22 protein-coding genes are annotated in these 26,116 nt (G+C 58.1%); 14 read left to right on the top strand and 8 right to left on the bottom strand.

All coding sequences use genetic code 11. The features are described 5' to 3' along the window. Positions 1-98 precede the first annotated feature (98 nt). Positions 99-905 (bottom strand): hypothetical protein, encoded by an 807-nt coding sequence (locus tag J4D97_RS11235; protein WP_208307663.1) that lies wholly within the window; start codon positions 903-905, stop codon positions 99-101. A gap of 255 nt (positions 906-1,160) precedes the next feature. Here J4D97_RS11235 and treA point away from each other — a divergent pair, with 255 nt between their 5' ends. The 3 genes from treA to J4D97_RS11220 all read left to right on the top strand — a co-directional run bounded on the left by treA (position 1,161) and on the right by J4D97_RS11220 (position 5,146). Further along, entirely contained in the window at positions 1,161-2,726 is a 1,566-nt protein-coding gene (gene treA, locus J4D97_RS11230; protein WP_208307662.1) for an alpha,alpha-trehalase TreA, read from the top strand. 196 nt (positions 2,727-2,922) lie between these two features. Next, positions 2,923-4,188 carry an MFS transporter gene (locus J4D97_RS11225; protein ID WP_208307661.1) on the top strand — a complete coding sequence of 422 codons (1,266 nt, stop codon included), beginning with the start codon at positions 2,923-2,925 and terminating at the stop codon, positions 4,186-4,188. A gap of 295 nt (positions 4,189-4,483) precedes the next feature. After that, positions 4,484-5,146: an SOS response-associated peptidase gene (locus J4D97_RS11220; RefSeq protein WP_208307660.1), complete on the top strand. Its 663-nt coding sequence runs from the start codon at positions 4,484-4,486 to the stop codon at positions 5,144-5,146. A 638-nt stretch (positions 5,147-5,784) separates the two neighbouring features. Here the strand turns inward: J4D97_RS11220 and J4D97_RS11215 are convergent. Next, positions 5,785-7,002: a molybdopterin molybdotransferase MoeA gene (locus tag J4D97_RS11215; protein WP_208307659.1), complete on the bottom strand. Its 1,218-nt coding sequence runs from the start codon at positions 7,000-7,002 to the stop codon at positions 5,785-5,787. Between the two features lie 212 nt (positions 7,003-7,214). Here J4D97_RS11215 and moaC point away from each other — a divergent pair, with 212 nt between their 5' ends. From moaC to J4D97_RS11195, 4 genes are all read left to right on the top strand, one after another. Further along, positions 7,215-7,703: a cyclic pyranopterin monophosphate synthase MoaC gene (gene moaC, locus J4D97_RS11210; protein ID WP_208307658.1), complete on the top strand. Its 489-nt coding sequence runs from the start codon at positions 7,215-7,217 to the stop codon at positions 7,701-7,703. Further along, positions 7,693-8,853: an NTP transferase domain-containing protein gene (locus J4D97_RS11205; protein WP_208307657.1), complete on the top strand. Its 1,161-nt coding sequence runs from the start codon at positions 7,693-7,695 to the stop codon at positions 8,851-8,853. The genes moaC and J4D97_RS11205 overlap by 11 nt, the downstream gene beginning before the upstream one ends. A gap of 227 nt (positions 8,854-9,080) precedes the next feature. Then, positions 9,081-11,330, top strand: a complete 2,250-nt coding sequence (locus J4D97_RS11200) for a S41 family peptidase (protein ID WP_208307656.1) — start codon at positions 9,081-9,083, stop codon at positions 11,328-11,330. 371 nt (positions 11,331-11,701) lie between these two features. Further along, entirely contained in the window at positions 11,702-13,441 is a 1,740-nt protein-coding gene (locus J4D97_RS11195; RefSeq protein ID WP_208307655.1) for a S41 family peptidase, read from the top strand. A 155-nt stretch (positions 13,442-13,596) separates the two neighbouring features. Here the strand turns inward: J4D97_RS11195 and J4D97_RS11190 are convergent, their stop codons facing one another. Continuing rightward, positions 13,597-14,013: a molybdenum cofactor biosynthesis protein MoaE gene (locus J4D97_RS11190; protein WP_185282095.1), complete on the bottom strand. Its 417-nt coding sequence runs from the start codon at positions 14,011-14,013 to the stop codon at positions 13,597-13,599. A gap of 167 nt (positions 14,014-14,180) precedes the next feature. After that, positions 14,181-14,423, bottom strand: a complete 243-nt coding sequence (locus J4D97_RS11185; protein WP_208307654.1) for a MoaD/ThiS family protein — start codon at positions 14,421-14,423, stop codon at positions 14,181-14,183. A 124-nt stretch (positions 14,424-14,547) separates the two neighbouring features. On the opposite strand from J4D97_RS11185, the gene moaA reads away from it, so the two are divergent. Beyond that, positions 14,548-15,552 carry a GTP 3',8-cyclase MoaA gene (moaA, locus tag J4D97_RS11180; RefSeq protein ID WP_208307653.1) on the top strand — a complete coding sequence of 335 codons (1,005 nt, stop codon included), beginning with the start codon at positions 14,548-14,550 and terminating at the stop codon, positions 15,550-15,552. A 186-nt stretch (positions 15,553-15,738) separates the two neighbouring features. Here moaA and J4D97_RS11175 read toward each other — a convergent pair whose 3' ends face one another. The 3 genes from J4D97_RS11175 to J4D97_RS11165 all read right to left on the bottom strand — a co-directional run bounded on the left by J4D97_RS11175 (position 15,739) and on the right by J4D97_RS11165 (position 17,630). Beyond that, positions 15,739-16,119 carry a hypothetical protein gene (locus J4D97_RS11175; protein WP_208307652.1) on the bottom strand — a complete coding sequence of 127 codons (381 nt, stop codon included), beginning with the start codon at positions 16,117-16,119 and terminating at the stop codon, positions 15,739-15,741. Positions 16,120-16,347: 228 nt separating this feature from the next. After that, positions 16,348-16,527: a hypothetical protein gene (locus J4D97_RS11170; protein WP_208307651.1), complete on the bottom strand. Its 180-nt coding sequence runs from the start codon at positions 16,525-16,527 to the stop codon at positions 16,348-16,350. Further along, positions 16,518-17,630, bottom strand: a complete 1,113-nt coding sequence (locus tag J4D97_RS11165) for a MutS-related protein (RefSeq protein ID WP_208307650.1) — start codon at positions 17,628-17,630, stop codon at positions 16,518-16,520. Before J4D97_RS11165 ends, J4D97_RS11170 begins: the two co-directional genes overlap by 10 nt. 171 nt (positions 17,631-17,801) lie before the next feature. Here J4D97_RS11165 and J4D97_RS11160 point away from each other — a divergent pair, with 171 nt between their 5' ends. From J4D97_RS11160 to J4D97_RS11135, 6 genes are all read left to right on the top strand, one after another. Then, positions 17,802-18,236, top strand: coding sequence for a hypothetical protein (locus tag J4D97_RS11160; protein WP_208307649.1), 435 nt, complete (start codon positions 17,802-17,804; stop codon positions 18,234-18,236). Positions 18,237-18,253: 17 nt separating this feature from the next. Continuing rightward, entirely contained in the window at positions 18,254-18,937 is a 684-nt protein-coding gene (locus J4D97_RS11155; RefSeq protein WP_208307648.1) for a hypothetical protein, read from the top strand. A 121-nt stretch (positions 18,938-19,058) separates the two neighbouring features. Beyond that, complete coding sequence (locus tag J4D97_RS11150) at positions 19,059-19,328, top strand: glycosyltransferase (protein WP_185282101.1); 270 nt, start codon at positions 19,059-19,061, stop codon at positions 19,326-19,328. A gap of 255 nt (positions 19,329-19,583) precedes the next feature. Then, positions 19,584-20,462: a formate dehydrogenase accessory sulfurtransferase FdhD gene (gene fdhD / locus J4D97_RS11145; RefSeq protein WP_185282102.1), complete on the top strand. Its 879-nt coding sequence runs from the start codon at positions 19,584-19,586 to the stop codon at positions 20,460-20,462. A 247-nt stretch (positions 20,463-20,709) separates the two neighbouring features. After that, a complete protein-coding gene (locus tag J4D97_RS11140; RefSeq protein WP_185282103.1) occupies positions 20,710-21,051 on the top strand; it encodes a DUF7009 family protein in 342 nt (113 codons plus the stop codon). A 50-nt stretch (positions 21,052-21,101) separates the two neighbouring features. Then, a complete protein-coding gene (locus J4D97_RS11135; protein ID WP_208307647.1) occupies positions 21,102-23,651 on the top strand; it encodes an FdhF/YdeP family oxidoreductase in 2,550 nt (849 codons plus the stop codon). Positions 23,652-23,727: 76 nt separating this feature from the next. Here the strand turns inward: J4D97_RS11135 and J4D97_RS11130 are convergent, their stop codons facing one another. Next, complete coding sequence (locus tag J4D97_RS11130) at positions 23,728-26,097, bottom strand: BamA/TamA family outer membrane protein (RefSeq protein ID WP_208307646.1); 2,370 nt, start codon at positions 26,095-26,097, stop codon at positions 23,728-23,730. Positions 26,098-26,116: the final 19 nt, after the last annotated feature.

Genomic DNA, 26,116 nt, shown 5'->3' with positions numbered 1-26,116 from the left:
GACGGCCTTGCTATTTCCTGGTTTACGGACCCTAGCGTGAGAAGGTCCTTCGCTGCACTCAGGATGACAGAATTTTTTCTACGTCACAACTCGCCATTTCACACCCTTACCACTTCTCCAGGCTGCTCAACGGAAATAATGAGCTTATTGTAGTGCTGCTTGATGTAGGCAAACAGCGTGGAAATGAACAGTAGAATACCCGCCATTTCGAATGCCTCTTCCAGCGTCATAATGACGAGGTAGGTAGGCGTCTGGTTGTCGGTGGTCGGGTCGGGGTTGCCGTCGGTGAAGTAGTTGCCGCCCAGCATTTCAAACACCACCGCGCCCAGTACGAACACGGCCCCGGCCAGAATAAAGCGCAACCGCATCTGTGGCGACAGCGAGAACAGGAACTTGAGGTAGGCCACCGCAAACACCACCGCAAACAGTCCGCCCACTATCACCCACGAAAACCGCAGGTAGCCTGTAAGATTGAACATGTTGTGCAGGGGCTCAATCAGGAGTTCGTGCAAGCTCACGCTTTCATCGAGGGCCAGAAACAGGAACACGAAGCTGAGCCCCTGCCACTGCCGCCAGAAACCATCCTGGTCCTGCCGCTTCAAAGAAGCAATAACAGCCAGCAGAAGCGAGGAGAAAAAGAGAATGAACGCCGAGAAGAAAGCCGGAAAGTTGGCCTCGCGGTCGAAATAAAACTTCTCGAACAATAGGCGACCGGGCCGGATGTCATTCATGAACTCCGCCACAATCAGCAACTGCATGGCCACCAAAATGCCAAACCCAATGAGCAAATACTTGAAAATGGCGCTGGGAAAAGCCCGTACCACTCTACCCTTGCTGGTTAGCTGAGAGGGAGTATGAATGGACGTAACCGGCGGCATTCTTTCTAGGGTTGAGGTGTTTTCCATAGAGTAGGATGAGGTATAGGAAAGGCTAGGGAAAGGTTCTCTTTTACGTAATGTGTTGATAATGTTATGGTAATATAAAAAGATTTTGATATTGTGCATATAACGACCAGTACGACAAGGAACAAGCGTGCTTCTCAGGGCCTTAAGTAAAGCGAACTGTGGACAAGCACAGAGAGCAGGGTAGGGGATGTGCCAACTTCTGCGCCGTGGCTGCGTTTTCCGCAGATACCCTTCCCGACACTACCCACGATGACGATGAAGAACGTTCTGCTCTGCTTTCTGCTCTTGGCTACTGGTGTGGCCTATGCCCAACCCTCGCCCCGGCAGCTCTACCCCGGCCTGTTTGAGGCCGTGCAGCTGGGCCGCGTGTATCCCGACAACAAAACCTTTGTGGACCTGCTGCCCACCGTGCCGCCGGCCGAGGTGATGAGCGCCTACCAACGAGAAAAGGATCAGCCCGGCTTCGACTTGAAAGCCTTTACCCAGCGCTACTTCGCGCTGCCCGCCGAAGACACTGCCACCTACCACAGCAACGTGGCCGCCGGCATCCGGGCCCACCTCGACACGCTCTGGACGGTGCTGCGCCGCCCGGCGCGGGTTACGGCGCCGCCCTACTCGTCGCTGGTGGCGCTGCCTAAGTCCTACGTAGTGCCGGGCGGGCGCTTTCGGGAGGTGTACTACTGGGATTCGTACTTCACCATGCTGGGACTACAAGAGGCCGGCCGCACCCAGCAGGTGCGCGATATGGTAGACAATTTTGCCTACCTGATTGACCAGGTAGGCTTCATTCCCAACGGCAACCGCACCTACTACCTCACCCGCTCGCAGCCGCCGTTTTTTGCCCAGATGGTGCAGCTATTGGCCCAGGCCGAAGGCACGCCCGCTACCCTGGCTCGCTACCGCCCCCAGCTTGAGAAGGAGTACGCCTACTGGATGGCCGGCGCCGACTCCCTGCAACCCGGCACTGCTACCCGCCGCGCCGTGCGCATGCCCAAGGGCGAACTGCTGAACCGCTACTGGGACAGCAGCGACCAGCCCCGCGAAGAGTCCTACGCCGAGGACGTGGCAGCGGGCAAGCTCACGCGGCAGCCGCTGCCGGAGTTTTACCGCAATGTGCGCGCCGCCGCCGCCTCGGGTTGGGATTTCAGTACGCGCTGGTTTGGTCCCGCCAATACCATGGCTACCATCGAAACCACCAATCTAGTGCCAGTCGATTTGAATTGCCTGCTGCTGGTGCTGGAGCAAACCCTGGCCCGTGTCTATGAACAGGAAGGAAATAAACCCCAGGCGCTTGCCTACGCACAAAAGGCCAAGGCGCGGGAGAAGGCTATTCAGCGCTATTGCTGGGACAAGCAGGCCGGCTGGTACGTCGATTATGATTTGCCGGAGAGACGCCGGGCCAGCATCCATACCCTGGCCGGCGTGTTTCCGCTGGCCTACGGGGTAGCGACCAAGGGGCAAGCCAGCAAAGCCGCCCGCCGCCTCGAAAGCGAGTTTCTGCGCGATGGGGGCCTGCTTACTACCAGCAACGAAAGCGGTCAGCAGTGGGACGCGCCCAACGCCTGGGCGCCCCTGCAATACCTGGCCGTGCAGGGCCTGCGCCGCTACCAGCACCACGCCCTGGCCGATACCGTAGCCCACCGCTGGACCAGCCTGAACGTGCGCGTGTTTCGGGAAACCGGCAAGCTGCTTGAGAAGTACAACGTGGAGGACATTCACAAAACCGCGGGTGGTGGCGAGTACCCTTTGCAAGATGGCTTCGGCTGGACCAACGGTGTCTTGCTAAAACTTCTCAACGAGCAGAAGCAACGCCAGAAGTAGTGGGTGTAAGCTGCTAGGCACCACTATATATCACATAGTATATGTGACTCCTTGATTGTTATAATATGGTGCGGGTTGTGTTGTTCGCGTAGCTACACTGTTGTACGGCCCGTGAGGTGAGTTGCGAACGACATAGTTCGCACTACCCTACACAAAGCACAAAACCGCTTTAGACGCGGATTGCAGTATCTCACGCATGAATTTGAGCACCTTTCGCGCCTTTCGTAGCCGCAACTACCGGTTGTATTTTGGTGGGCAGTCGTTGTCGCTCTTGGGTACCTGGATGCAGAAAACGGCCGTTAGCTGGGTGGTGTATTCGCATACCAACTCCAAGTTGATGTTGGGAATAAGCGTATTTGCTACCCTGTTTCCGGCCGCTATTTTTTCCTTTCTCGGCGGCGGAGTAGCCGACCGCTACCAGCGCTACCGCGTGTTGCTGTTCACGCAGGTGTTCTCCATGATACAGGCGCTGCTGCTCACGCTCCTGATCTGGCAACGGCCGGATGCAGTGTGGGGCATCATCGGCCTGAGCGCCATGCTGGGCATCATCAACGGCTTCGACGTGCCGGCCCGCCAGTCGCTGGTGCCCGAGCTGATCAAGAACCGACAGGACTTGCCCAACGCCCTGGCGCTGAATTCTTCGATGGTGAATCTGGCCAAGCTGGTAGGCCCGGCTTTGGCGGGCTTTGCGCTGGAGCACCTGGGCGCGGTGGCCTGTTTTGGGCTGAACGCACTGAGCTTTGTGGCCGTCATTGGTTCGCTGTTGGCTATCCGGCTGCCGCCCTACGTAGCCAAGCTACACACGAAAAACATGCTGGCTGAGTTACGCGACGGGCTGGCCTATGTGGCCGCAACACCGGCTATCCGGCACATTCTTCTGATGCTAGCCCTCGCCAGCCTGCTGGCCCTACCCTTCACTACGCTGCTACCCGTGTATGCCAAGGACGTTTTTGGTGGTACGGCCAGCACCTTTGGCATGCTGGATGGGGCCATTGGCCTGGGCGCCTTTATCGGGGCCATTTTTCTGGCGTCGTTGAAAGCCAGCGTCAACCTGAGCAAGGTGCTCACGGTGAATACCTTCATTTTTGGGGTAGGGCTGCTGCTGTTTTCGCATGCGCCGTGGTATCCACTGGCGTTGTTGTTTCTGGTACTCGGCGCGTTTGGGATGATGTCGCAGATTACCATCAGCAATACCCTACTTCAAACAACCGTGGAGCCCGCACTACGGGGGCGGGTACTGAGCCTCTATGTGCTGGCCTATGCGGGGCTGGTGCCGTTGGGTAGCCTGCTGGTAGGCGCTGTGTCGGAGCACATTGGCGTGCAGAACACAGTATTAGCAGAGGGTATTCTTACGCTACTGATTGGGGTGTTGCATCTGCGCACGCTGCGCCGCAAGTCACGCGAAGCGTCGTTGCAACCTGCGGCCGCCGAGCCGGTTTCTGAAACAGCGGTGCCTGTGTAGAACAATGTAGAGACGCCTACTTGCGTCTCGTCGTTGAACGATTTCGTGCATTCAGCGCGGCCGATGAGACGCAAGTAGGCGTCTCTACACCGTTCACTAGGTAGCCTAAACAGATAACAACGTAGAAACTGCTATTAGTAATACAGCAGAATTTCGTTGCGTAGCGCAGCACCTAACCAATCGCCAAACGTAAACAGGTGCGGGCGATACGCTACTATTTTCTGCGGCCGCCAATTCCTAGCTTCCAAACGGCAGCTACTCTTTCGTTACTCCCACTCTTTTTTGATTTGCTTGTATGTGTGGTCGCTACACTACCCTTACACCTGCCGCGGGCTTGGCAAAACGCTTCGGCGCAACGCTTGCCGAACCCACCGAGCCGAACTACAACGCTGCTCCGTCGCAGCGCCTACCCATCATCACCAACGCCGCGCCCGACACCATTCAGCTGGTGCAGTGGGGGCTGATACCGGGCTGGGTGCAAGACCTGAAAAAGGCCGTCAAGCCCATCAACGCCCGCGCCGAAACCCTGGCCGACAAGCCCTCGTTTCGGCAGCTGCTCCAGCGCAAGCGCTGCTTGGTGCTGGCCGATTCGTTCTATGAGTGGCAGCAGACGCCCCAGGGCAAGGTGCCGCACCGGATTATGCTACGCGATGAGCAACCGTTTGCCTTCGCCGGTCTATGGGACGAGTGGCTCGACCGCCAGACCGGTGAGGTGCTGCCTACCTTCACCATCATCACCACCGAGCCCAACGAGCTGATGGCCCGCCTGCACACTCGCATGCCCGTGCTGCTCCCTGGCCCAGAGGCCGAGCAAGCCTGGCTCGCCGACAACCTCAATCCCGCCGACCATCAGCAGCTACTCGTACCCTACCCCACCGATGGCATGATGGAATACGCCGTGACCACCCGCGTGAACTCGCCCGCGCACAACGACGCTGAGGTGCTGGAAGCAGCCTGACACGCACACGGTAAACAACGCAAAAGAGCCGGCCGCATGCTATGCGGTCGGCTCTTTTGTAGGAATGAGTCCCTTTAGAAGGTCAAAGACTTCTCCTTCGCGTGCTTCACGCGCTTGTGGTAGGGAATCAAGGGCTTGCCGGTGCCGAAGTGGCTCATACGGGGCTTAAACATGTCACTCACTGTGCGGTGCCGATGCGAATCTGGCCGTTTGCGTGGTGCTTTAGCTGCTACGGCTGTACCAACGCTGATAAAGAGGCAAAGGAGGAGAGAGTAGAAAACACGCATAAGCTTGAATTATAGTTAGAAAAAATGTGACTTGCTGAAGTATATGGCAAGTATATAAAATATTGAATTATCTATTGATATGAGTTATGTATAAAATTTTATCAGAATGATAATAAATGCCTTTTGGGCAGCGTAGGGCATTGTTAAGTTTTCTTAACACACGATTAGAAAAGGCAACCCGGCTGCTCAGAACGCCAACCCAACTGTCATCCTGAGCTTGCGAGGACCTTCTCACGTTAGAACAAGTCGTTGTTACGAGCATCGTGCTGACGTGAGTAGGTCCTTCGCCCCGCTCAGGATGACAGTTAGGCTGGCGTTCTGACCACCTTCAATCGAAATCAATTCTCTGAATTACCGGAAGCGCCATACCGGTAGCACCGTACCAGCCGGAAACTCGTCTTGCCCTATAGGCAGCTCTAAAAAGCCACTGCTAGGCAGTAAACTAGCCAGGTCGCCGGAGCCGTGGGCGCGTTCGGGCGTGGCCAGCAGCCGGCCATCGGGGGCGCCGGCAAGGCTTACGAGCAAGAAATGCGTGACAGGCGGGCGAAACACCACATCGGCGGCCAGTACGGCAAACGTAGGTTCTGGCTGGGGTAGGGTAGGCTGCTGCACGGCCCGCAGCCACGGCGCAGCGTAGCGGCAGTAGTTCACAAACGTGGAAACCGGATTGCCCGGCAGCGCAAACACCACCGCGCCCTGTGGGTGCTGTCCAAACCAAAAGGGCTTGCCCGGCCGCTGCTGCACCCCATGAAACAGTTGCTCCACGCCCGCCTCAGCCAATGCCGCGGGTAGGAAATCGGCTTTGCCCATCGACACGCCGCCGCTGAGCAGCACGGCATCATACTGGTGCAGCAGGGGCGGTAGGCCCTGGCGCAAGGCGTCGGGGTCATCGTTGAAGTGAAACCGCTCGGCCCGGCCGCCGGCCTGCCACACAGCCGCTTGCAGCATGTAGGAGTTGGAGCGCCGGATCTGGTAGGGGAGGGGCGCCTGGTTCAGCTCCACCAACTCGTCGCCGGTGCTCACCACGGCCACGTGCGGGCGTTGTGCCACCACCAAATGGGTAGCACCTACCGTGGCCGCTACGGCTACCTCGGCTGGTCCCAGCAAGGTGCCTTCAGGCAGCAGCACGTCGCCCTGGTGGCGGTCGGTGGCCTGGGCGTGCACGTTGTGGCCGGCTTTGGGAGGCAGCACGCGCACGGTGGCTATACGGCGGCCATCGGATTGCTCTGCTATGTCTACGTCCTCGTAGCGCACCACCGTATCGGTGCCGGGCGGTAGCATGGCCCCGGTCATGATTTCGAGGGTAGTGGCAGGGCTGGCGAGGGTAGTAGGGGCCTGGCCGGCAAACTGCGTTCCGACCACCTCAAACTGCGTCTGGCCTTGCGCAATGGCCGCATAGTTGAGCGCAATGCCATCCATGGCTACCCGGTTGAAGGGCGGAAAGTCGCGGTCAGCGGTTACGGCTTGGCGCAGCACCCGGCCCAACGTATCGGGGAGGGGGAGCCGTTCCGTGGGGAGGGTGCGAACGGTGGACAGCACTAGGCGAGTGGCTTCTTCGACGGTAGTCATGGGGCAGAGATGAAGCGCGAAGCGTTACTTCGCGTATAGGTGGTAGACCTTGTGCAACGAGCACGATGGTAGAACTAGACGATTTGCCTCTGGTTTGGTTATATCAGCTCCTTCCTCGCACGGTCTGCAACGCACTGCAAAGCCCCGGCTGGGCACTGCTTTTTTGTTCAACATCCGTTACCAAGCGCGTCCTCACATACCGCGTTCCTGCTATGTCTGACTCCTCTAAACTCACCCACCTCAATGCTGCTGGCCAGCCCGCCATGGTTGATGTAGGCGGTAAAACCGCTACCCGCCGCGTGGCCCGCGCCCGCAGCATTGTGGTAGTAGGCTCCGAAATTCTAAAGCTGGTGCAGGACGGCGACCTGCCCACCCGCAAAGGCCCCGTGTTTCAAACGGCTATTCTGGCCGGTATCATGGGGGCCAAGCGCACCTCGGAGCTGATTCCGCTGTGCCACCCACTGGGTCTCGACGACTGCCAAGTGCGCATTGAAGTGCAGCAACCTGATTCAGTTATTATTGAATGCACCTCGTCCGTGACCGGCAAAACCGGCGTGGAAATGGAGGCGCTGACGGGTGCTTCGGTGGCGGCTCTCACCATTTACGACATGTGCAAAGCCTTGTCGCACAACATCATTATTCAGGAAACGCGCTTGCTGGAAAAAACCGGCGGCAAACAAGATTTTCATCATGTCGACTAACCAGCCCCTACCTGCCCCGCACGCCAAGCACGCCGCCCTGGCCCGGCCCAACACTGGCGAGTTCAACCGTCAGGAACTAGCCATTTTGGGTGCGCCCTGCAGCGTGATTAAAGACTTGGTAGCACGCCTGTTGCCGCACCTGTCGCCTACCCTGCACGCGGCCTACGTAGACGCCGACCATGCCACTGGCGACGAAGCTGCCCCTGCCGACACATTACTAACGGTAGGCGCCGCCGCCGAGCTGACCGACAAAATCCATTTTCGCCGCCTCGATGTGCAGCGCGGCATAGACAAATTTGCCCAGCAGCACTGGCTGGGTGCCCAAAGCCTAGTGCTAGTGAACGGCAACCACTTCCGCGCCCAGCAACAAATTGCCATCATCAGCACGAAAAAGCCACTCGAAAAGAAGCTCGACCGCCTCACCGACGTGCAGCTGATTTTGCTGAGCGAAGGCGAAACCGAACTGCCCGCCTATCTGCAAGCCCACCTGGGCGAGCGGCAACCCACCGTCCTTTCCCTCGACGACACCGCCGCCATTGCCGACTGGGTGCAACAATGGTGGCAAGCCAGCGCACCGCCCCTACGCGGCCTGGTGCTGGCCGGCGGCCACAGCCAGCGCATGCAAACCGACAAGGGCCAGCTGCGCTATCACGGCCAGGAGCAGCGCGAGTACGCCGCGAGCCTGTTGGCCGAGGTCTGCCAGGACGTATTTGTATCCTGCCGCGCCGACCAGGCCGATGCCCTCCCCGCCGGCCTCACACCCCTACCCGACCAGTTCCTAGACCTCGGCCCGATGGGCGGCATCCTCACCGCCTTCCGCCACGACCCCAACGCCGCCTGGCTGGTAGTGGCCTGCGACCTACCTTTCCTCTCCGCCGAAACGTTGCGCCATCTGGTAGCACACCGCCACGCCGGCCGTGTGGCCACGGCCTACCAAAGCCCGCACAATGAGTGGCCCGAGCCGCTTATCACCATCTGGGAGCCGCGCAGCTACGCGGTGCTCTTGCAATTTCTGGCACTGGGCTACTCCTGCCCGCGCAAGGCGCTCATCAACAGCGAAATTCAGCTCTTGACGCCGCCCGCCCCACAGGAGCTGCGCAATATCAATACGCCTCAGGAGCGCGCCGCCGCCGAGCGGGAGCTAGGGTAGGGGCGCCTTGCAGGCGCCCGGCTCTGCCAGGGGGTAGGCGTTGAGCTGAAGCACCCATATTAGTAGCGCAAACCATGTAGTTCGCGCCTCAGAACAACAAGTGGTACGATAGCCCCGAAGCGTGAACTACATAGTTCGCGCTTCGGGGCTATAAATTTTAAAGCCTACCTGCTACCTTCTACTACATTTCTGACTCCATATGCCATACACCTATTCTTCTCTTTCCTATGAAATTACCCTACCTCGCGCTGGCATTGCAACTGGGCGGCGCTACCGTCTCCCTGGCGCAAACTGCGGCCCCGGCGACTGCCTATGATTTTGAGTATCCTAGTGGTCAATTGCCCGCTACTTGGTACACCAACAACGGCAAAGGCTACCGCGTCACCCTCGACTCGGCAGTGCGCCACCAAGGCAAGTATGCGCTGCGGATGCAGGATAGCCAGGCCAAGGAGGGGCAATTTGGCGTGGCTACGTTGCGAATTCCGGCGCAATACGCGGGTAAGTCGGTTACACTGAAGGGCTTCATCAAAACGGAGGGCGTATCAGAGCAGGGCTCGGCGGCACTTTGGCTGCGCGAAGATGGGTCAAGTGGTTCCGTGTCTTTCAAAAACACCCAGGACCAGCCCATGCGGGGCACTACCGACTGGAAGCAGTTCAGCATTACGCTGCCCCTGGAGGAGCAGGCAGAATATATTCTGTTCGGCGGCATTTTGGCTGGCACCGGCACTGCTTGGTTCGACGACCTGGAGCTGACCATTGATAATAAACCGCTGTCCGCTGTAGCTACGCGAACCATGTCCGTTAAGCCAGCAGCGCGAGACACTGCGTTTCAGCAGGCCTCGGGAATTACGTTTCCAAAAAAGCTCAGCACGCAGCAGATAGAGAACCTGGCGGTGATGGGCCGGGTATGGGGCTTTGTGAAGTACTACCACCCGGCCGTGGCCGCTGGCAACTTCAACATGGACGCCGAGCTGTTTCGGGTGCTGCCCGCCGTGCTGTCGGCACCCAACGAGAAGAAACGCAGCCAGCTGCTGAGTGCTTGGGTGAAGAAGTTTGGAGAAGTGCCCGCGTGCAAAACATGCGTAGAACTGCCTGCCGACAAAGTGCGCCTGCAACCCGATCTGGCGTGGCTATCAGATACAAAACAGCTCGGCGAAGCGCTTCGCAGCCAACTCACGTACCTGCGCCAAAACCGAAACCAGGGAGAGCACTACTACGTGAGTGCGGCTCCGAACGTAGGCAACCCCGTCTTTCAGCACGAAGCACCGTATAGCCGCACCGCACTACCCGATGCCGGGCTGCGCCTATTGGCGCTCTACCGCTACTGGAACATGATTGCCTATTTCTTTCCCTACCGGTATGCCATCGGGGAAGATTGGCAACAAGTGCTGCCGGAGTTTATTCCCAAGCTGACCCGCGCCGGCACCGCCGAGCAGTATCACCTTACCCTGTTGGCGCTCATTGCCCGCATTCACGACACGCACGCCAATATTTATCAGGATGAGGTGCTGACCCACTACAACGGTAAGTTGTACGCGCCGGTGCGTCTTCGCTTCGTGGAAAACCAGGCCGTAGTGACGGATTACTACCATGCGGCGCTCGGGAAAGAATCGGGCCTGCAAGCGGGCGACGTAGTGGTGAAAATCGACGGCGTGCCGGTGCCGGAGTTGGTGAAAAAGTGGCAGCCCCTTGCCCCGGCCTCCAACGAGCCGGCCCAGTTGCGCAACATTGCCAACCTGCTGCTGCGTGGCAACACAGAGAAAGTACCCGTAGTGGTGCGCCGCAACGGCAAGGAATTTCCGCTCACGCTCACCCGCTACGCAAACACCAAGCTCGATATGCAAATGAACTGGGGCACGCCGGACCCAGCAGCCTCGGCCTGGCGGTTGCTGCCGGGTAATATCGGCTACCTCTCGCTGGGCACGATCAAGAAAAATAAGCTGCCAGAAATTATGCAGGCCGCAGAAGGTACGAAGGGAATGGTGATTGATATCCGCAACTACCCCTCCGAGTTCGTGGTGTTTGCTTTGTCGCAGTACCTGGTGCCCAAACCCACACAGTTTGCGCTATTCAGCGGCCCCGACATAACCTATCCAGGCACTTTCCCCCTGATGCCAGAACCCGTTTCGGTATCGCCCGGCGTAGCGAATCCCTACCCTGGTAAAGTGGTCATCTTAGTGAATGAAATCTCGCAGAGCCAGGCCGAGTACACTACTATGGCCCTGCGCACCGCCCCCAACGCCACCGTTATCGGCAGCACCACGGCCGGCGCCGACGGCAACGTGTCCAGCATCATGCTGCCCGGCGGCATCCCTACCATGATTACCGGCCTGGGCGTGTACTACCCCGACGGCCGCGAAACCCAGCGCATCGGCATTGTGCCGGACATCGAGGTGAAGCCTACCATCCAGGGCATCAAAGAGGGGAGGGACGAGGTGCTGGAAAGAGCCGTACAGCTGATCGAAACGGCCGGGTAGAATTGTCATTCCGAGCGGCGCGAGGAATCTGAGTAATTATTCCGAAATAGTTTCACTCAGATTCCTCGCGCCGCTCGGAATGGCCGTTGCGGATGCGCGACTTCCCTACCCTTACTCGGAGCAGGGGGAACCGGACGATTGAAATGTTGCGTGTTAAAAGTTGAATGCTCGTTGAATGGCATTCCTACTTCTTGGTTTCCTCTCGGCTTCCCCTTTTTCGGCGGGGGGTGGGGACGAGGCACCCCGTCAGTACACTATATGAGTTACTGATTAGGCCTATTGATGCGGGTGGCGGAGTAAGTGCCACACTATATCTAGTGCTTCTGCTATCTTCCTGACTTCATATTACATACGCTTATCCTTTTCTTTCTATGAAGCTACCCTACCTCGCGCTGGCATTCCACTTAGGCTGCGCTACCGTTTCCCTGGCGCAAAAAACGGCTCCGGCCGCGCAGGATACCGCCTTTCAGCAACGCTCCGGCATTGTGTTTCCCGAAAAACTCAATCAGCAGCAGGTAGAAAACCTGGCAGTGCTGGGCCGGGTGTGGGGCTTTGTGAAGTATTACCACCCGGCCGTGGCCGCCGGCAACTTCAACATGGACGCCGAGCTGTTTCGGGTACTGCCCGCCGTGCTGGCGGCGCCCAACGAGCCCGCTCGTAGTGAGGTGCTGCGCGGCTGGGTTACAAAATTTGGCGAGGTGCCTAAGTGCAAAACGTGCAAAGAGCTACCCGCCGACAAAGTGCGCCTGCAACCCGATCTGGCATGGCTATCAGATAAAAAACAGCTTAGCGACGCACTCAGCACTCAACTTATTTATCTGCGCCAGAACCGGAACCAGGGGGAGCATTATTATGTGAGCACGGCTCCAAGGGTAGAAAACCCCGTGTTTCAGCACGAAGCATCGTATGGCCGCGCCGCACTACCCGACGCCGGGCTGCGCCTGTTGGCGCTCTACCGCTTCTGGAACATGGTCGACTATTTCTTTCCTTACCGCTACGCCATTGGAGAAGACTGGCAACAGGTATTGCCGGAGTTCATTCCCAAGCTGACCAGCAGCAGCACGGCCGAGCAGTACCGCCTCAGCTTACAGGCACTCATTGCCCGCATTCACGACTCGCATGCTGGTATCTATGAAGATGAGGTGTTGAACGAGTACAAAGGCAACTTATACGCACCAGTGCGCCTCCGCTTCGTGGAAAACCAAGCCGTGGTGACCGACTACTACAATGCTGTCCTTGGAAAGGAATCGGGCCTGCAACCGGGCGACGTGGTAGTGCAAATCGGTGGCGTCCCAGTGCCGGAATTGGTGAAAAAGTGGCAGCCCCTTGTCCCCGCTTCTAACGAGCCCGCTCAGCTACGCGACATCGCTAAACTGCTGCTGCGCGGGCATACAGAAAAGGTGCCTGTAGTTGTGCGCCGCGACGGCAAGGAGTTTCCGCTGATTATCACCCGCTACGAGGGTACAAAGCTCAACCTGAAAATGGATTGGGGCACGCCGGACGCAGAGGCCTCGCCCTGGCGCCTGCTGCCGGGCAACATTGGTTACCTCGCGCTGGGTACCATAAAGAAAAGTAAGCTGCCGGAAGTGATGCGGGCTGCTAAGGAAACCAAAGGTCTCATTATCGATATTCGTAATTATCCGGCTGAGTTTGTAGTGTTGCCCTTGTCGCAGTACTTGGTCCGTAAATCCACACCATTTGCATTTCTTAGTCGCCCGGATGTTACGTATCCAGGGCAGTTTCCTGTCAAGCAACCGGAATATGTACGGTCAGGGATAGGCCAATTCTGCCCCGGAAAGGTGGTCATTCTTGTCAGCGAAATCTCGCAGAGCCAGGCTGAATTTACTACTATGGCTCTGCGCACCGCCCCCAATGCCACCGTCATCGGCAGCACCACGGCCGGCGCCGATGGCGATGTGTCTACCATTGTATTACCCGGTGGAGTTTCCACTTGGATTACCGGCCTGGGCGTGTACTACCCCGACGGCCGCGAAACCCAGCGCATTGGCATCGTGCCGGACATCGAGGTGAAGCCGACCATTCAGGGTATCAAAGAGGGTAGGGACGAGGTACTGGAAAGAGCCGTGCAGCTGATTGAAACGGCCGGGTAACAGTCCTCACTTGCAGTCATCCTGAGCAGCGCGAAGGACCTTCTCATGTAAGAACGAGTCGTTGTTACGATTATCGTTCCTGCGTGAGAAGGTCCTTCGCGCTGCTCAGGATGACAATCTTCTTACCCTCCTACCCCCTTGCCCTCTTACCCTACCTACGGATGCGCCGCTACCCACGTGGTGCCGTCCTCGTAAAATTCTTTCTTCCAGATGGGTACCACCTGCTTCAAGGTGTCGATGATGTACTGGCAGGCGGCAAACGACTCGGCGCGGTGAGGGGTAGACACGGCTACGATAACCGCTACGTCGCCAATAAATAGAGTGCCCTTGCGGTGAATGACCACGACTTTGCGCAGCATCGGCCACTTTTCCTGGGCCTGCTCGGCTACTTTGCGCAATTGGTGTAGCGCCATGCTGTCGTAGGCCTCATACTCGAGGCGCACCACGCGGCGGCCAGTGCTTTGGTTGCGCACCGTGCCGATAAAGGAATTGACCGCCCCAGCACCGTCGTCCTCGGCCAGTTGCAGGGCGGCAGTAATGTCAATGGGCTGGTCGGTGAGGTCGATGTGCATTTGGATATGGGTAGTGTCCGGAAGAAAATTGTCATCCTTCATCTGGCGTCCGCTTGCGAAGGACCTTCTCACGCTGGAACGTTAACCGTTTAAACTATTCGTTCTAGTGTGAAAAGGCCCTTCGCAAGCGGACGCCAGATGAAGGATGACAGTTAAAGAGATATTGCTTACCCGCCGCTAACGGGTGGAATCAGGGCAATTTCGTCGCGCTCGTGCAGGGCGGTGTCGTCGGTGGCGTAGTCGTTGTTCACGGCCACGGCCAGGCTGCTAAGTTTGCCCAGCGCGGGGTACTGCTGGCGCAGCTCCGCTAGTAGATTCTGCACCGATTGGCCGTCGGGTGTAGTCAGCTCCAGGGTAGGCCGACCCACGATTTCGCGGGTGATGCCGAAGAGGGCAATGGTTAATTTCATTTGGCGAAAGAATGAACAAAGCAACTGTTTTGTTGCTTAACTAGTACCTTCAAAAGAAGCCTACCCGCTTTTTGTTCCAATAGTTGTCCTCGCCGGCGTCGGTGGGGCGTTTTCGCATTCCTTCATGTCCGCTACTCCTACTGTTCTCTACGATTCGCACGGCCGGCCGCTGGAGTATGTTCGCTTGGCCGTAACGGACCGCTGCAACCTGCGCTGCTTCTACTGCATGCCCGAAGAGGGCATTCAATACGTGCCGCGCCAAGAACTGCTGACCTACGAGGAAATGACTCGCTTGGTAACGCTGCTAGCTGGCCTGGGCGTGCGCAAAGTGCGCCTCACGGGCGGCGAGCCGTTTGTGCGGCGCGGCCTGATGGGTTTCATTGAACAGCTCACGCACATCCACGGCATCAACGATATCAGCCTGACCACCAACGGCGTACTCACAGCGCCCCACGTGCCCGAGCTAGCCCGCATGGGTGTACGTGCCGTAAACTTGAGCCTGGACACGCTGGACCGAGCACGTTTTCACCAAATCACGCGCCGCGACGAGCTGCCCCAGGTGCTAGATACGTTCTACGCCCTGCTGGCCGCTGGTATTCGCGTGAAAATCAACGCCGTGGTGATGGATGGGCAGAACATCCAGGACCTGATTCCGCTGGCCGAGCTAACCCGTGACTTGCCTGTGGAAATGCGGTTCATTGAGGAAATGCCTTTCAACGGCGGCAGCCATGCGGCTACCCTCCCCTGGAATCACCGCCGTATTCGGGAGCACCTGGAGCAGCATTTCGGGGCGTTTACGCCGCTGCCTACCCCCGTGGGCGCCACAGCTAGCGAATACAGCGTGGCCGGTCACCAGGGCACTATTGGCATCATTGCGGCCTACTCGCGCACGTTCTGCGGTACCTGCAACCGCATACGCCTCACGGCCGAAGGCGGCGTCAAAACCTGCCTTTACGACCAAGGCGTACTCGATATCCGGGCCATGCTGCGCGGCGGTTCCTCCGATGCCGATATTGTAGCGGCCCTCACCAACGCCTTCCGCTACCGCGCCGCCAACGGCTTTGAGGCCGAAAGCCAACGCCCCCTGCACCAACTCAGCTTCGAGTCGATGTCGACGATTGGGGGGTAGGGAGACCCCATCCCCAGCCCCTCCCCTCCGGGAGAGGGGTGCCAGACGATATGCCCAAGAATCGTTGAACGCACCCCTCTCCCGGAGGGGAGGGGCTGGGGTAAGTACGTACTGATTCGTTACCCTCCTAAAACCAACAAAGCCACTCCAATTTGGAGTGGCTTTGTTATTATAATAACCCAGTGCTTACTTCAGCACTTCGGCCGCCTGCCGGCACACGTCGCGGGCAATGGCCAGGTTCGTGTCGCGGGAGTTCACTACCAGGTAAATAAACTTATTGCCATCCTCCGTGATGTTGAGCAGGTGCAGCTGGTTGGTGAGGCTGATGAGGATATCATCAATCTTTTCACCGGTCAGCTTCAGGGCCGTCATGGCCTTTTGCTTTTGCTTTACCACCTCCGTGTTGTAAGCCGCCGCCGTTTCGGGGTTCAGGTTGGGGGTGTTGGAGTGCGACGCCAGGGCCATGCCCGACTGAATATCAACAACGGCTACGGCCATCAGGCCGGGTAGCGAGTCGAGGATGTTTTGTACCGATTGACCAGCAGGAGTGTTCGTAGAGTAAGCCATACTATGATACCTGAAATGTGAGTGAAAACAAGAAGAGATGAAGACCGCGCAGAATTCTAAATCAGCGGGTTAGGCTGGTTTGCTTCTGCTGTGTGGACTAGTACAAGGATGAAGCCGCTAGGCCCGGGCAACCGGCTCTTTTTGCTGACTTGCTACTTTTTTGCAGCGAACGGTAGGATTTCTACAGCGAGTGGAAAAACCTTGAAAACTCTGATCCAGCGTTACCGCTTACGACTTCAGCAGCCGGTCCAACCCTACCTCGTCAAACAACAGCCGCCCGATTTTCAGTTGCGACCAACCCCGACGGAGCCGGTAGGAAAACACCGGACGGCCGTCGACGATGGAGCAGTCAATGCAGTAGGCGCTCACGGCCGCACCCAGTGGTGGCAGTTGCTCTTCTAGCTGCAACAGGTGGGTGGAGAGGAAAAAGACGGAGCGTGGAAAGCGCGTGAGGCCGCCGACAGTAGTTTGGGTGATGTCCAGCGCATCGTCCTGGTTCGTACCGCGAAATAGCTCATCAAGCACCGCTGCTGCCCCTTTTGCGCCGACTGCTCCACTACGGTTTTCAGGTGGAACAGCTCGGTCATGAAGTGGCTGTAGCCGCTGCGCAAATTATCGTTGAGGTTGATGCTGACTGCAATGGTATCGAAGTAGGGTAGGGTGCACGCCGTGGCCGGCACGCCCAAGCCCAGGTGCGCCAGGTACACGCACAAGCTTATGGCTTTCAGAAACGTAGACTTGCCGGCCATGTTAGGGCCCGTGAGTAGGAGCACGTTCTCGCCGGGCCGCAGCCGAAAGGTATTGCGCACTGCTTGGGGCACAAGCGGATGGTAGAGGTCTTCTACCACCAATTGCTGGTCGTCGAATCGGGCAAAGCACAACTGGTGCTGCATCACGCCTTTCGCCACCGACCAGTAGGCCTCAAACCGAAATAGAAACGACCAGAACGCCACAGTTTCTTCGGCTGTCAGTTTTTGCAATGAATTGGTAGTCTGCAAGATGTGGGAGACGGTGAAGGCGTTTTCTCGCACCGCCGCAGCCTGCGCGCGTAAGTCAAATAAGCCCAGAAAGGCATTGGCAGCGGTTAACTCAGCCCTGAAAGCTGGCGGAAAAGAGGCGAGGTCGAGGCGAGCGAGGTAGCTGGTATGCAGCTTTTCCAGAAAGAGAATCAGCTGCACTACCTGCGACTGAACGTGGTGACGCTTTGCCTCCGAAAAGAAAAACTGCCACCGGGCCTTCGCCCCGGTAGCCAGCAAATAGCGTCCGCTCTGCACCTCCTGCATAAACGACTGAGCTCCGCGGAAGTACAGCACCGAGTAGGAGAAATTGCCTAGCACTGCCCAGTTGTTGAGAAATGCCTGAACGATGGCCTGGCGCTCGGCTACGGCTGCTTTGGTAGGCGGCCGTTCGTCAAACAGCTGTCGCAACGCGGCCTCCGACTGTTCCTGGTGGGTGAAGTTGAAGAGCGGTAGAATGTCGCGCTCCACCTGCAAGTCGTCGATAAGCAGCATAGGGTAGGGGGCTAGGGTACATGCTTCCAACGCCAGACACAAGCCAAAGCGTGTGCGCTCCCCCAAAGCAGCTTAACCGTGAGGCAATGATGATAAGGGAAAGAAGAAATCGTCGCTATTTGGGCGCCGCCGTATAGAGAAACCTTACTCACGGAGCAGCGCAAGTAGGCTATGTCAGATTTATGGTGGCGAGTGCCCATCTTCATGGGTGGAGTCTTTCTGGTGTTGGCCACGGTATTGGCTGCCGTTCGCTCCTTCGTGCTGCCCCGCAGCGAAGCAGTACGCATCAACAAGTGGGCGCTGACCTTGGTGCGCTACCTGTTTGATACAGTAGCTGTATTTGGCAAAACCTACGCCCAGCGCGACCGGGTAATGGCACTGTTTGCACCGGTAGGGCTGGTAATGCTACCCCTTATATGCTTGGGGCTGGTGTCGGCCGGGTACACTGCCATCTATTGGCGCTGGGCAGCGGTAGCCTGCCTCGGTGCTACAAGCTCAGCAGCAGCTCCCTGCTCACGCTGGGTACCGACGAGTCCCGCTCGCTCGTGGTTAGCGCCTTTTCCTACTCCGAGGCGGCACTGGGCCTGCTGCTTATCACACTGCTGATATCGTATATTCCAACCATGTATCAGGCCTTTGCTCGGCGTGAGGCCGTGGTAAGTCAGCTGGAACTGCGCGCCGGCAACAACCGCTCGGCCATCGACCTGGTGTGCTGGCTGGGTCGCTCCCATTCCCTCGACGACGACCAGAAGGAATGGGACCAGTGGGCGGCCTGGTTTGTGGAGTTGAAGGCCAGTCACACGTCATTGCCCATGCTCACGTTTTTTCGGTCGCCGCAGCCAGGGCGCTCCTGGGTAACGGCCGCAAATATCATTTTAGACACAGCAGCGCTTATTCTCAGTGGCGTAGACCAAACCTCCAACCGGTATACACAGCTATGCTTCCGGGCCGGGTGCATGTCACTGAATCGGATTATGCGCTATTTTCACGACCATTCTCACACGCGGGTGTCCTTCTGGCGGCGGGAGAAGAATGCAATTGTTGACCCCGATCCGGCCGCCTATGCAGCGGCTTTGGAGCAGCTGGCTGCCCAGGGAATTCCGATAGTGGTAGACCAGGATGCCGCCTGGGAGAAGTACCAGGAGCTGCGTACGCACTACTTCGACGCCGTAGACTACCTGGCGCGCCTCACTAGCTCGCCCCACCTGCAAGCCTTGTACGTGGAGCCCTCGGTGGCCGACGAGAAAGAGGCGCAGCAGGCCATAGAAACGGCAGCTGCCCACGATCAAAAAATATCTCTTGCTTAGGAAGCACGCATAATCCAGTCAAATTTGTGGAGCGAAGGCTACGATATGCGTTGCGCCTTAGACCTCATTCTTCATTCAGGAAGAATAGAATCTTCCTGATAGGGTACACTTATACCTAGTGATGCCCTCCAAGCTGACCACCGTGCTGGCCGTGGGGGGCGTGGCCGTCATCACCTCCAACCCCGGCTCGGGGATGCACGCGCTGGTACAGGAGCACCAGATGGGCATTCTGATAGAAGCCGAAAACCAGCAGGCCCTGAACGACGGTATTGCCGCAGCCATGTCGCAAGACACCACGCAGTTCAGCCAGAATGCCCGCCGCTACGCCGAGCAGCACCTGTCGCTGGAAGGCGTGATGCGCGGCTACGAGCAGCTGTTGCTAACGTGCTAGCAGAGAAGTAACTGGCCGGTCCGACGCCGCAGGCGTCCGACCGGTCGTCGTTGAACGAGCTGCGTGCTGATGTCTGCGTGCTCGTTGCCCAATCTGCACGCAAACGCCTGCCAGTGCCTACCCCCGGCGGCGCGGCCGACCGCAACGACGACCGGTCGGACGCCTACGGCGTCGGACCGGCAAGGCCATTTGCAAACTTGTGCCCGGTGAAAGAGGTTAAGATACTACACGTATCACTTCCTACCTCTTCGCCCTTTGCAATCTTTCTTACCCCCCACCAGCTACGAGTACGTAACCGTGCAGAAGGTGACAGCCGGACACGGTGCGGCCACCGCCACCGACGTGCTGGCCGCCGAAGAACCCCTGGAAATCAGGGTAGGCTATGGGCCGACGGATGCGCGCGAGCACCGCACCCTGGCCATTACCATGCGCACGCCCGGCCACGATTTTGAGTTGGCCGCGGGCTTCCTACTCACCGAAGGCATCATTCGAAGTAGGGCAGAGCTGAACGGCGTTATCTATTGCCCCGACGTAACCAAGGAAGAGGAGCGCGAAAACGTGGTGCGCGCCGAGCTGGCTACTTCCGTCCCGGTGGATCTGCCGCGCCTGGAGCGCCACTTTTACACCAGCAGCAGCTGTGGCGTCTGCGGCAAAACCAGCATCGACGCGGTGCACGCCAGCAGCTGCCCCGTGCTCCCCACCGATGGCCCTTACTTGGAGGCCAGCATTATCCATGAGCTACCTGAGCGGCAACGGGCAGCCCAGGAGGTATTCGAGCAAACCGGCGGCCTGCACGCAGCGGCCCTCTTCTCACCCACCGGCGAGCTGCGCCTGCTGCGCGAAGACGTGGGGCGCCACAACGCCCTCGACAAAGCCATTGGTGCGGCCCTACTCAATGAGCAGTTGCCCTTGCACGATACCGTGCTGTTGGTGAGCGGTAGGGCCTCGTTTGAGCTGGTGCAGAAAGCGGCCGTGGCCGGCATTCCGGTGCTGGCCGCCGTGGGCGCCCCTAGTAGCCTAGCCGTGCAGGCCGCCGCTGGTTTCGGCATGACGCTGCTGGGCTTTGTGCGCCAGCAACGGTATAATATCTATTCGCACCCGTGGCGGATTAAGGGTGAAATAGTGAACTTGTAAGGGGTAGGTAAGCAAAATCATGTGTCATCCTGAGCTTGCGAAGGACCTTGTGCCCGCAGAACGAGTCGTTATTACGCTTGTCATTTCAGCCGTGAGAAGGTCCTTCGCAAGCTCAGGATGACACATGATTTTTCGACTTGCTACCTCTGACGTGGGTCGCAAATGCGTCAGCAGTTGCGCCTCTCTTCATCATTTCGCCACTCATCATCTCACTACTTCACAACCTCAAAACTTTCCTCTCCCACCCATGAAGCTCCGTTTTGAAGATAACACCCTACGCCTTCGTCTCTCGGAAGAGGAGGTAGCAACCTTCGGCGAAACCGGACAAGTAGCCTCCCACGTGCCACTGGCGCCCGGCCCCGACGGCACGCTCACCTACGCCCTGCAACGCGCCCCCGACAACTCCACGGCTGCTGCCGAAGCCCTGCGCGTGGCCTACCTGCCGGGGCGCCTCACGGTGCTGGTGCCCGAAACAGTAGCACACAATTGGGTTGCGTCCGAAGAAATTAGCCTTTCTGCTACCCTGCACGTAGCCGAAGCGACTGAGTTGCGTATATTAGTAGAGAAAGACTTAGGCTGCCGGCATTAGTACGCAAGTGGCTTTCCTGTGTAACTGAATCTAAACCACCCGAGACTGAAATGGAAGAATCACCGAAAACCAACCCGGCTAAGGCTGGCAAGAGCCAGGAGCAAAAGGCTGAAAACGCCCCGAAAAGTGGCGAGCGCCCAGATCAGGGCGAAGCGCCCGTGACTGACAACTACCGTCCCGACCCACAGGGCGAGCGGGACCAGGAAAATATTCCGGCCCCCGATGTGGCCGGTGCCAAATACAAGAACCCCATTCTGGCGCAGCCGCCAGAAGCTCTAACGGGCCTGAAGCTGGAAGAGCAAGCTAAGGTAGCGGCGGGCGTAACGGCCGTTATCAAATCGATGGAGTTTAGCTGGAGTGAAGGCGGCGTAGGCCGTGGCACCAAAGCTCTACTTGGTCTCAACCAGAAGGACGGTTTCGACTGCTCCAGCTGCGCCTGGCCCGACCCGGACCATCACCGCTCGGTGGCGGAGTTCTGCGAAAACGGCGCCAAGGCCACGGCTTCTGACGCCGACGACAAAGCCGCTGGCCCTGAGTTCTTTGCTAAGCATAGCCTAGCCGAGTTGTCGCGCATGACCGACCGCGACCAAAACAACGCGGGTCGCCTGACGCACCCAATGGTGAAGCGCCCCGGCGGTACGCACTACGAGCCTATTGAGTGGCCCGAGGCGTTCCAGATCGTGGCCAACGAGTTGAACGCGCTGGACTCGCCCAACGAGGCGGTGTTCTACACTTCCGGCAAAGTGCCCAACGAGCCGGCTTTCCTGTTCCAGCTTTTCGCTAAGCAGTTCGGCACCAACAACCTGCCCGACTGCTCCAACATGTGCCACGAAAGCAGCGGCGCGGCGTTGTCTACTACGCTTGGGCTAGGCAAAGGCTCGGTCACGCTGAATGATATTCATGAGGCGGAAGTCATCATGATTATCGGTCAGAATCCCGGCACCAACCACCCGCGTATGCTCTCTGCTCTGCAAGAAGCCAAGCGCAATGGAGCCAAAATTATCAGCGTGAATCCGCTGATCGAAGCCGGCCTCAACCACTTCAAAAACCCGCAGGATTTCATGAATCCGCTGCTGGTGCTGGGCACACTACTCGGCAACGGTACGACCATCACCGACGTGTTTCTGCAAGTGCGCGTGGATGGTGATATGGCCCTGCTGCGCGGCATTATGAAGCACCTGCTGGCCGCTGAGGAGTTGAACCCCGGTAAGGTAGTTGACCACGACTTTATTGCCGAGTATTGCACCGGCTACGATGCTGTGGTAGAGAACATCCAGAATACCAGCTGGGAGGATATTGAGGAGCTGAGCGGCTGCACCCGCGAGCAACTCTTGGAAGCTGCCAATCTGCTGGCGCACAAAAAGAAAATCATTGCCTGCTGGGCCATGGGCCTCACGCAACAGCGTCAGGGTGTGCAAACCATTCAGGAGCTAGTAAACCTGCTGCTGATGAAAGGCGCCGTAGGCAAGCCCGGCGCGGGCACCTGCCCAGTGCGCGGCCACTCCAACGTGCAGGGCGACCGGACCATGGGTGTGTGGGAACAGCCTACCAAGCAGTTCCAGGACTCGCTGGCAGAAGAGTTCAACTTCACGCCTCCTTACAAGCACGGCTACGATACGGTAGAAAGCATCAAGGCCATGTACAAGGGCAAGACGAAGGTATTCGTTAGCCTGGGCGGCAACCTGCTGGCGGCTGGCCCCGATACAGAAGTTATTGCCGAAGGCATGCGTAAGCAGAAGTTGACCGTATTTGTGGGCACCAAGCTCAACCGCGGCCACCTGACTACCGGCGAAACTAGCCTGCTGCTACCCTGCTTTACGCACGTCGATATCGACATGCAGAAATCGGGACACCAGATGACCTCCTGCGAAAACTCGATGGGTGTGGTGAGCCAGAACAAAGGCATTTTGGTGCCGCTGGCCGGGCAGATGATGAGCGAAGTTGCCATCCTGAGCGGCATTGCTATTGCTACCCTGGGCGAGCGAACCAACATTGCCGATTGGGTAGCCATGACGGAAAACTACGACGTCATCCGCGACCACATCAGCCGTGTGATTCCGGGCTTCGATAACTTCAACGAGAAGCTGCGTCGTCCTGGCGGGTTCTACCTGCCCAATGGCCCCCGCGACCGGAAGTTTACGACGGAAAACGGCAAGGCCAACTTCACCAAAACCGAGTTGGAGAAGTACACCCTGGAGCCCGACCAACTGGTGCTGATGACCATCCGTTCGCACGACCAGTTCAACACCACCATTTACGACTACAACGACCGGTACCGCGGCGTGTACGGCGAGCGGCGCGTACTGTTCATGAACAAGCAGGACATGGCCGACCGCGGCCTGGAGTCCAAGCAACTCATCGACATCACAAGCCACTACGAGGGTAATATGCGTACCGTGGAGAAGTTCCTGGCCATCCCGTACGACATTCCGCGCGGCAACGTGTCGGCGTACTTCCCCGAGGCCAACCCGCTAGTACCCGTTGCCAGCGTAGCCAAGGTCAGCAATACGCCTACCTCGAAATATGTAGTCGTGACAGTGGTGCCTTCGGAAGTGGCTAAGAAGACGCAGAAAGCTAAGCCGGAAGCGGTAGAGGCGTAACTGTAATTTGCTAACCACAAAGAGGCCCGACCGTTTTCACGGTCGGGCCTCTTTATGTTTGACAGGGTAGGAAACGCTAGAACGGATAGCCGATAGCAATATTCAGTTTCACTGGCTTGAAGCCAGTAGGTTTATCTTCATACAAGCCTTCCGGACTGCCTACCGGAGCTGCGAAAGAATACGGATAGATGAGCGGATACGCCGCGTCCAGACGAATCACGAAGAATTGCACGTCGATGCGGATACCGGCGCCAGCGCCCACGGCTATCTGTTTCATAAACGTGTTGAATTTGAACTGTCCATTCAGGCCGTCGGGGTTGCCATTGTCGTCGTAGGTGACGCGGCTGGGGTCGGCGTTTACCAGCCACACGTTGCCGGCATCTACAAACAGGGCGCCCTTCACGTAGGGAAACAGGTCCTGGCGGTATTCCACGTTGGCTTCCAGCTTGATGTCGCCTACCTGGTCGTAGAAGCCGCCTTGCTCGGCCGCCGTAGTGCGGTAAGTGCCGGGGCCGAGGCCGCGGGCGTTGAAAGCCCGGATACTGTTGGGGCCACCGATGCCGTACTGCTTGAGGTAAGGCAGCACGTCGGAGTTCTTGTAGGGCATCCCTACCCCAATCAGCAAGCGAGTCGCAAACTTGTTGCCGCTGGTAGGGTCGAGTGACGTACGGAAATAGTCGCGTAGCTCCAGGTTTACCTGGGTGTATTGCGAATAGGCCTGACCAAACAGCGTATAGGCGTCGCGCGGATTAGTGTCGCCTATGGGCGTTTTGCTGGCGCCTGCGAGGCTCTGAATCAGGTAGGCTAGATTACCTGATAAATTGATGCCCCCGCTAAAATAAATCTGGTTGCGCTTGTTGTCCAGCACCTGCTGGTTATAGGTGTAGGTATAGCTGCTACCCAGGATAAACTGTTGCCGAAAGCTGCGCGCTAGAAACGGCCGCTGGTCCAGAATATCCTGGAACCTACCCGTCACGCCGCTCAGGCGGTTGTATTGCAAGTCAATGGGTTGAAACTGCTGCTCGTTGGTGGCTTTGGTCTTCCAGGAGTAGCCGTAGCCCAGGTTGAACACGTCCTGCCGGAAATACTCGGTGCGCGACACCAGCTTATACCCTGCGTTGAAGAACGTGCGCGGCTGGAAGTCGGAGTTAGCCAATCGGATGTCGAACGGCGGCGTAATCAGGCGCGGTACCAGCAGCTTGGCATCAATACCGTACTGCGTGGACGTGATGCCCGACAACGTGCCCTTGCCCTGCTCTACCGACGCCGTGGCATTGACAATCAGCTGCTCGGCGCCGCGTAGGGCCGATCGGTTACGGTATTCCACCACCAAGGCCGGCCCCGTAAAGATGTTCGACACGTTCATTTGCAGCTCTGCCCGCAACGACTTCTTGGGCACCTGCGTCATGCGCACCAAAGAATTCAGCTTGCCGTACTCGGCCGAGTCGGGGGCATTGCGGGCCGGGCGGTACTGAATATCCACGTACTTAAACGTGCCCAGGCTCATGAGGCGGGCCAGGGTCTGGTCGGAGCGGCGACGACGATACACGCTGTCGGGGTACAGGAATACGGCGTTGGTAATGGCCTTGGCCCGGAACATCGACTCGTCGGGGAAATAACGGTAGCCCTGGTACATCATGGGCTGCACGTTGGTGGTAGTGTCGGAGAGCTTGAAGTCCGTGTTCAGCGTTACGCGGTTGAGCACGTAGGGGCGCGCTGCCTTGGGCGGAATCGTGCCCTTCACCTTCACGTACACGTTGGCCTCGTTATCAAGGGTGCTATCCACCTGAAAAAGAATGTACTCGGGCGTGAAGTAATAATAGCCCTGGTTCTTGAGGGCCGCGTCGATGCGGGTGCGCTCGTTGATGAACGTTTGCAGGTTATACGGGTCGCCTACCTTCAGCAACGTGCCCGGCTGGGTAGCCCGAATGGCGGCGTCCAGCAGCGTGTCGCGGTCGGGAAAGTGAATCTCCTTGATGCGATAGGGCTTGCCCACATTGGCCGTGTAATCAACGGAAGCCGTCTGGTCCTTCGTGATGATTTTGCTGGTGACGGTAGGCTTGAAGTACCCGTTGTTGTTGAGGCGGTTCCGCATCAAATCCTGCACGCGCTGGGTGTCCACTTCGGCCAGCAGCACCGGCTTTTCGCCGTACTTATCGGCCAGCCAGTGGCCCAGACCTTTTTCCTTACCTACCCCCATGTGCCAAAAGTACAGCTTAGGCCGCAGGCCCAGAATGGAGCTGTTGGGCTTAGGCGCAATCACGCCTTCCAGCTGGGTAGTCAGCTCACTTTCGTTGGGAATAGCTGCATCCGACTTCAGCTTTACGGTGCTACCCGTGTAGAGCTTGGAGCCTTCGGGGATGAACTTGGTGCCGCTGCACCCGGCCACCGCCAGCCACAGCGAGGCCACCAGCACCGAGAGCGGAAACGAGAAGCGGGACATCATCGGGGAAGAAAAACGAATC

The sequence above is a fragment of the Hymenobacter defluvii genome, assembly GCF_017589435.1.
Classification (GTDB): Bacteria; Bacteroidota; Bacteroidia; order Cytophagales; family Hymenobacteraceae; genus Hymenobacter; species Hymenobacter profundi.
Note: the sequence above shows the minus strand (reverse complement) of the source record. Positions and strands in the feature narration are given on the sequence as shown.

Bases quoted from the DNA above. Each gene is read 5' to 3' on its own strand.
- J4D97_RS11150 (WP_185282101.1), top strand. From the start codon at position 19,059: ATGCCCTCCAAGCTGACCACCGTGCTGGCCGTGGGGGGCGTGGCCGTC.
- J4D97_RS11165 (WP_208307650.1), bottom strand. From the start codon at position 17,630: ATGCTGCTTATCGACGACTTGCAGGTGGAGCGCGACATTCTACCGCTC.
- J4D97_RS11185 (WP_208307654.1), bottom strand. From the start codon at position 14,423: ATGAAATTAACCATTGCCCTCTTCGGCATCACCCGCGAAATCGTGGGT.
- J4D97_RS11195 (WP_208307655.1), top strand. From the start codon at position 11,702: ATGAAGCTACCCTACCTCGCGCTGGCATTCCACTTAGGCTGCGCTACC.
- J4D97_RS11135 (WP_208307647.1), top strand. From the start codon at position 21,102: ATGGAAGAATCACCGAAAACCAACCCGGCTAAGGCTGGCAAGAGCCAG.
- J4D97_RS11225 (WP_208307661.1), top strand. From the start codon at position 2,923: ATGAATTTGAGCACCTTTCGCGCCTTTCGTAGCCGCAACTACCGGTTG.
- J4D97_RS11215 (WP_208307659.1), bottom strand. From the start codon at position 7,002: ATGACTACCGTCGAAGAAGCCACTCGCCTAGTGCTGTCCACCGTTCGC.
- J4D97_RS11200 (WP_208307656.1), top strand. From the start codon at position 9,081: ATGAAATTACCCTACCTCGCGCTGGCATTGCAACTGGGCGGCGCTACC.
- moaA (WP_208307653.1), top strand. From the start codon at position 14,548: ATGTCCGCTACTCCTACTGTTCTCTACGATTCGCACGGCCGGCCGCTG.
- J4D97_RS11220 (WP_208307660.1), top strand. From the start codon at position 4,484: ATGTGTGGTCGCTACACTACCCTTACACCTGCCGCGGGCTTGGCAAAA.
- J4D97_RS11235 (WP_208307663.1), bottom strand. From the start codon at position 905: ATGGAAAACACCTCAACCCTAGAAAGAATGCCGCCGGTTACGTCCATT.
- J4D97_RS11160 (WP_208307649.1), top strand. From the start codon at position 17,802: ATGTCAGATTTATGGTGGCGAGTGCCCATCTTCATGGGTGGAGTCTTT.
- J4D97_RS11190 (WP_185282095.1), bottom strand. From the start codon at position 14,013: ATGCACATCGACCTCACCGACCAGCCCATTGACATTACTGCCGCCCTG.
- J4D97_RS11155 (WP_208307648.1), top strand. From the start codon at position 18,254: ATGTATCAGGCCTTTGCTCGGCGTGAGGCCGTGGTAAGTCAGCTGGAA.
- J4D97_RS11205 (WP_208307657.1), top strand. From the start codon at position 7,693: ATGTCGACTAACCAGCCCCTACCTGCCCCGCACGCCAAGCACGCCGCC.
- J4D97_RS11175 (WP_208307652.1), bottom strand. From the start codon at position 16,119: ATGGCTTACTCTACGAACACTCCTGCTGGTCAATCGGTACAAAACATC.
- moaC (WP_208307658.1), top strand. From the start codon at position 7,215: ATGTCTGACTCCTCTAAACTCACCCACCTCAATGCTGCTGGCCAGCCC.
- J4D97_RS11130 (WP_208307646.1), bottom strand. From the start codon at position 26,097: ATGATGTCCCGCTTCTCGTTTCCGCTCTCGGTGCTGGTGGCCTCGCTG.
- J4D97_RS11140 (WP_185282103.1), top strand. From the start codon at position 20,710: ATGAAGCTCCGTTTTGAAGATAACACCCTACGCCTTCGTCTCTCGGAA.
- treA (WP_208307662.1), top strand. From the start codon at position 1,161: ATGAAGAACGTTCTGCTCTGCTTTCTGCTCTTGGCTACTGGTGTGGCC.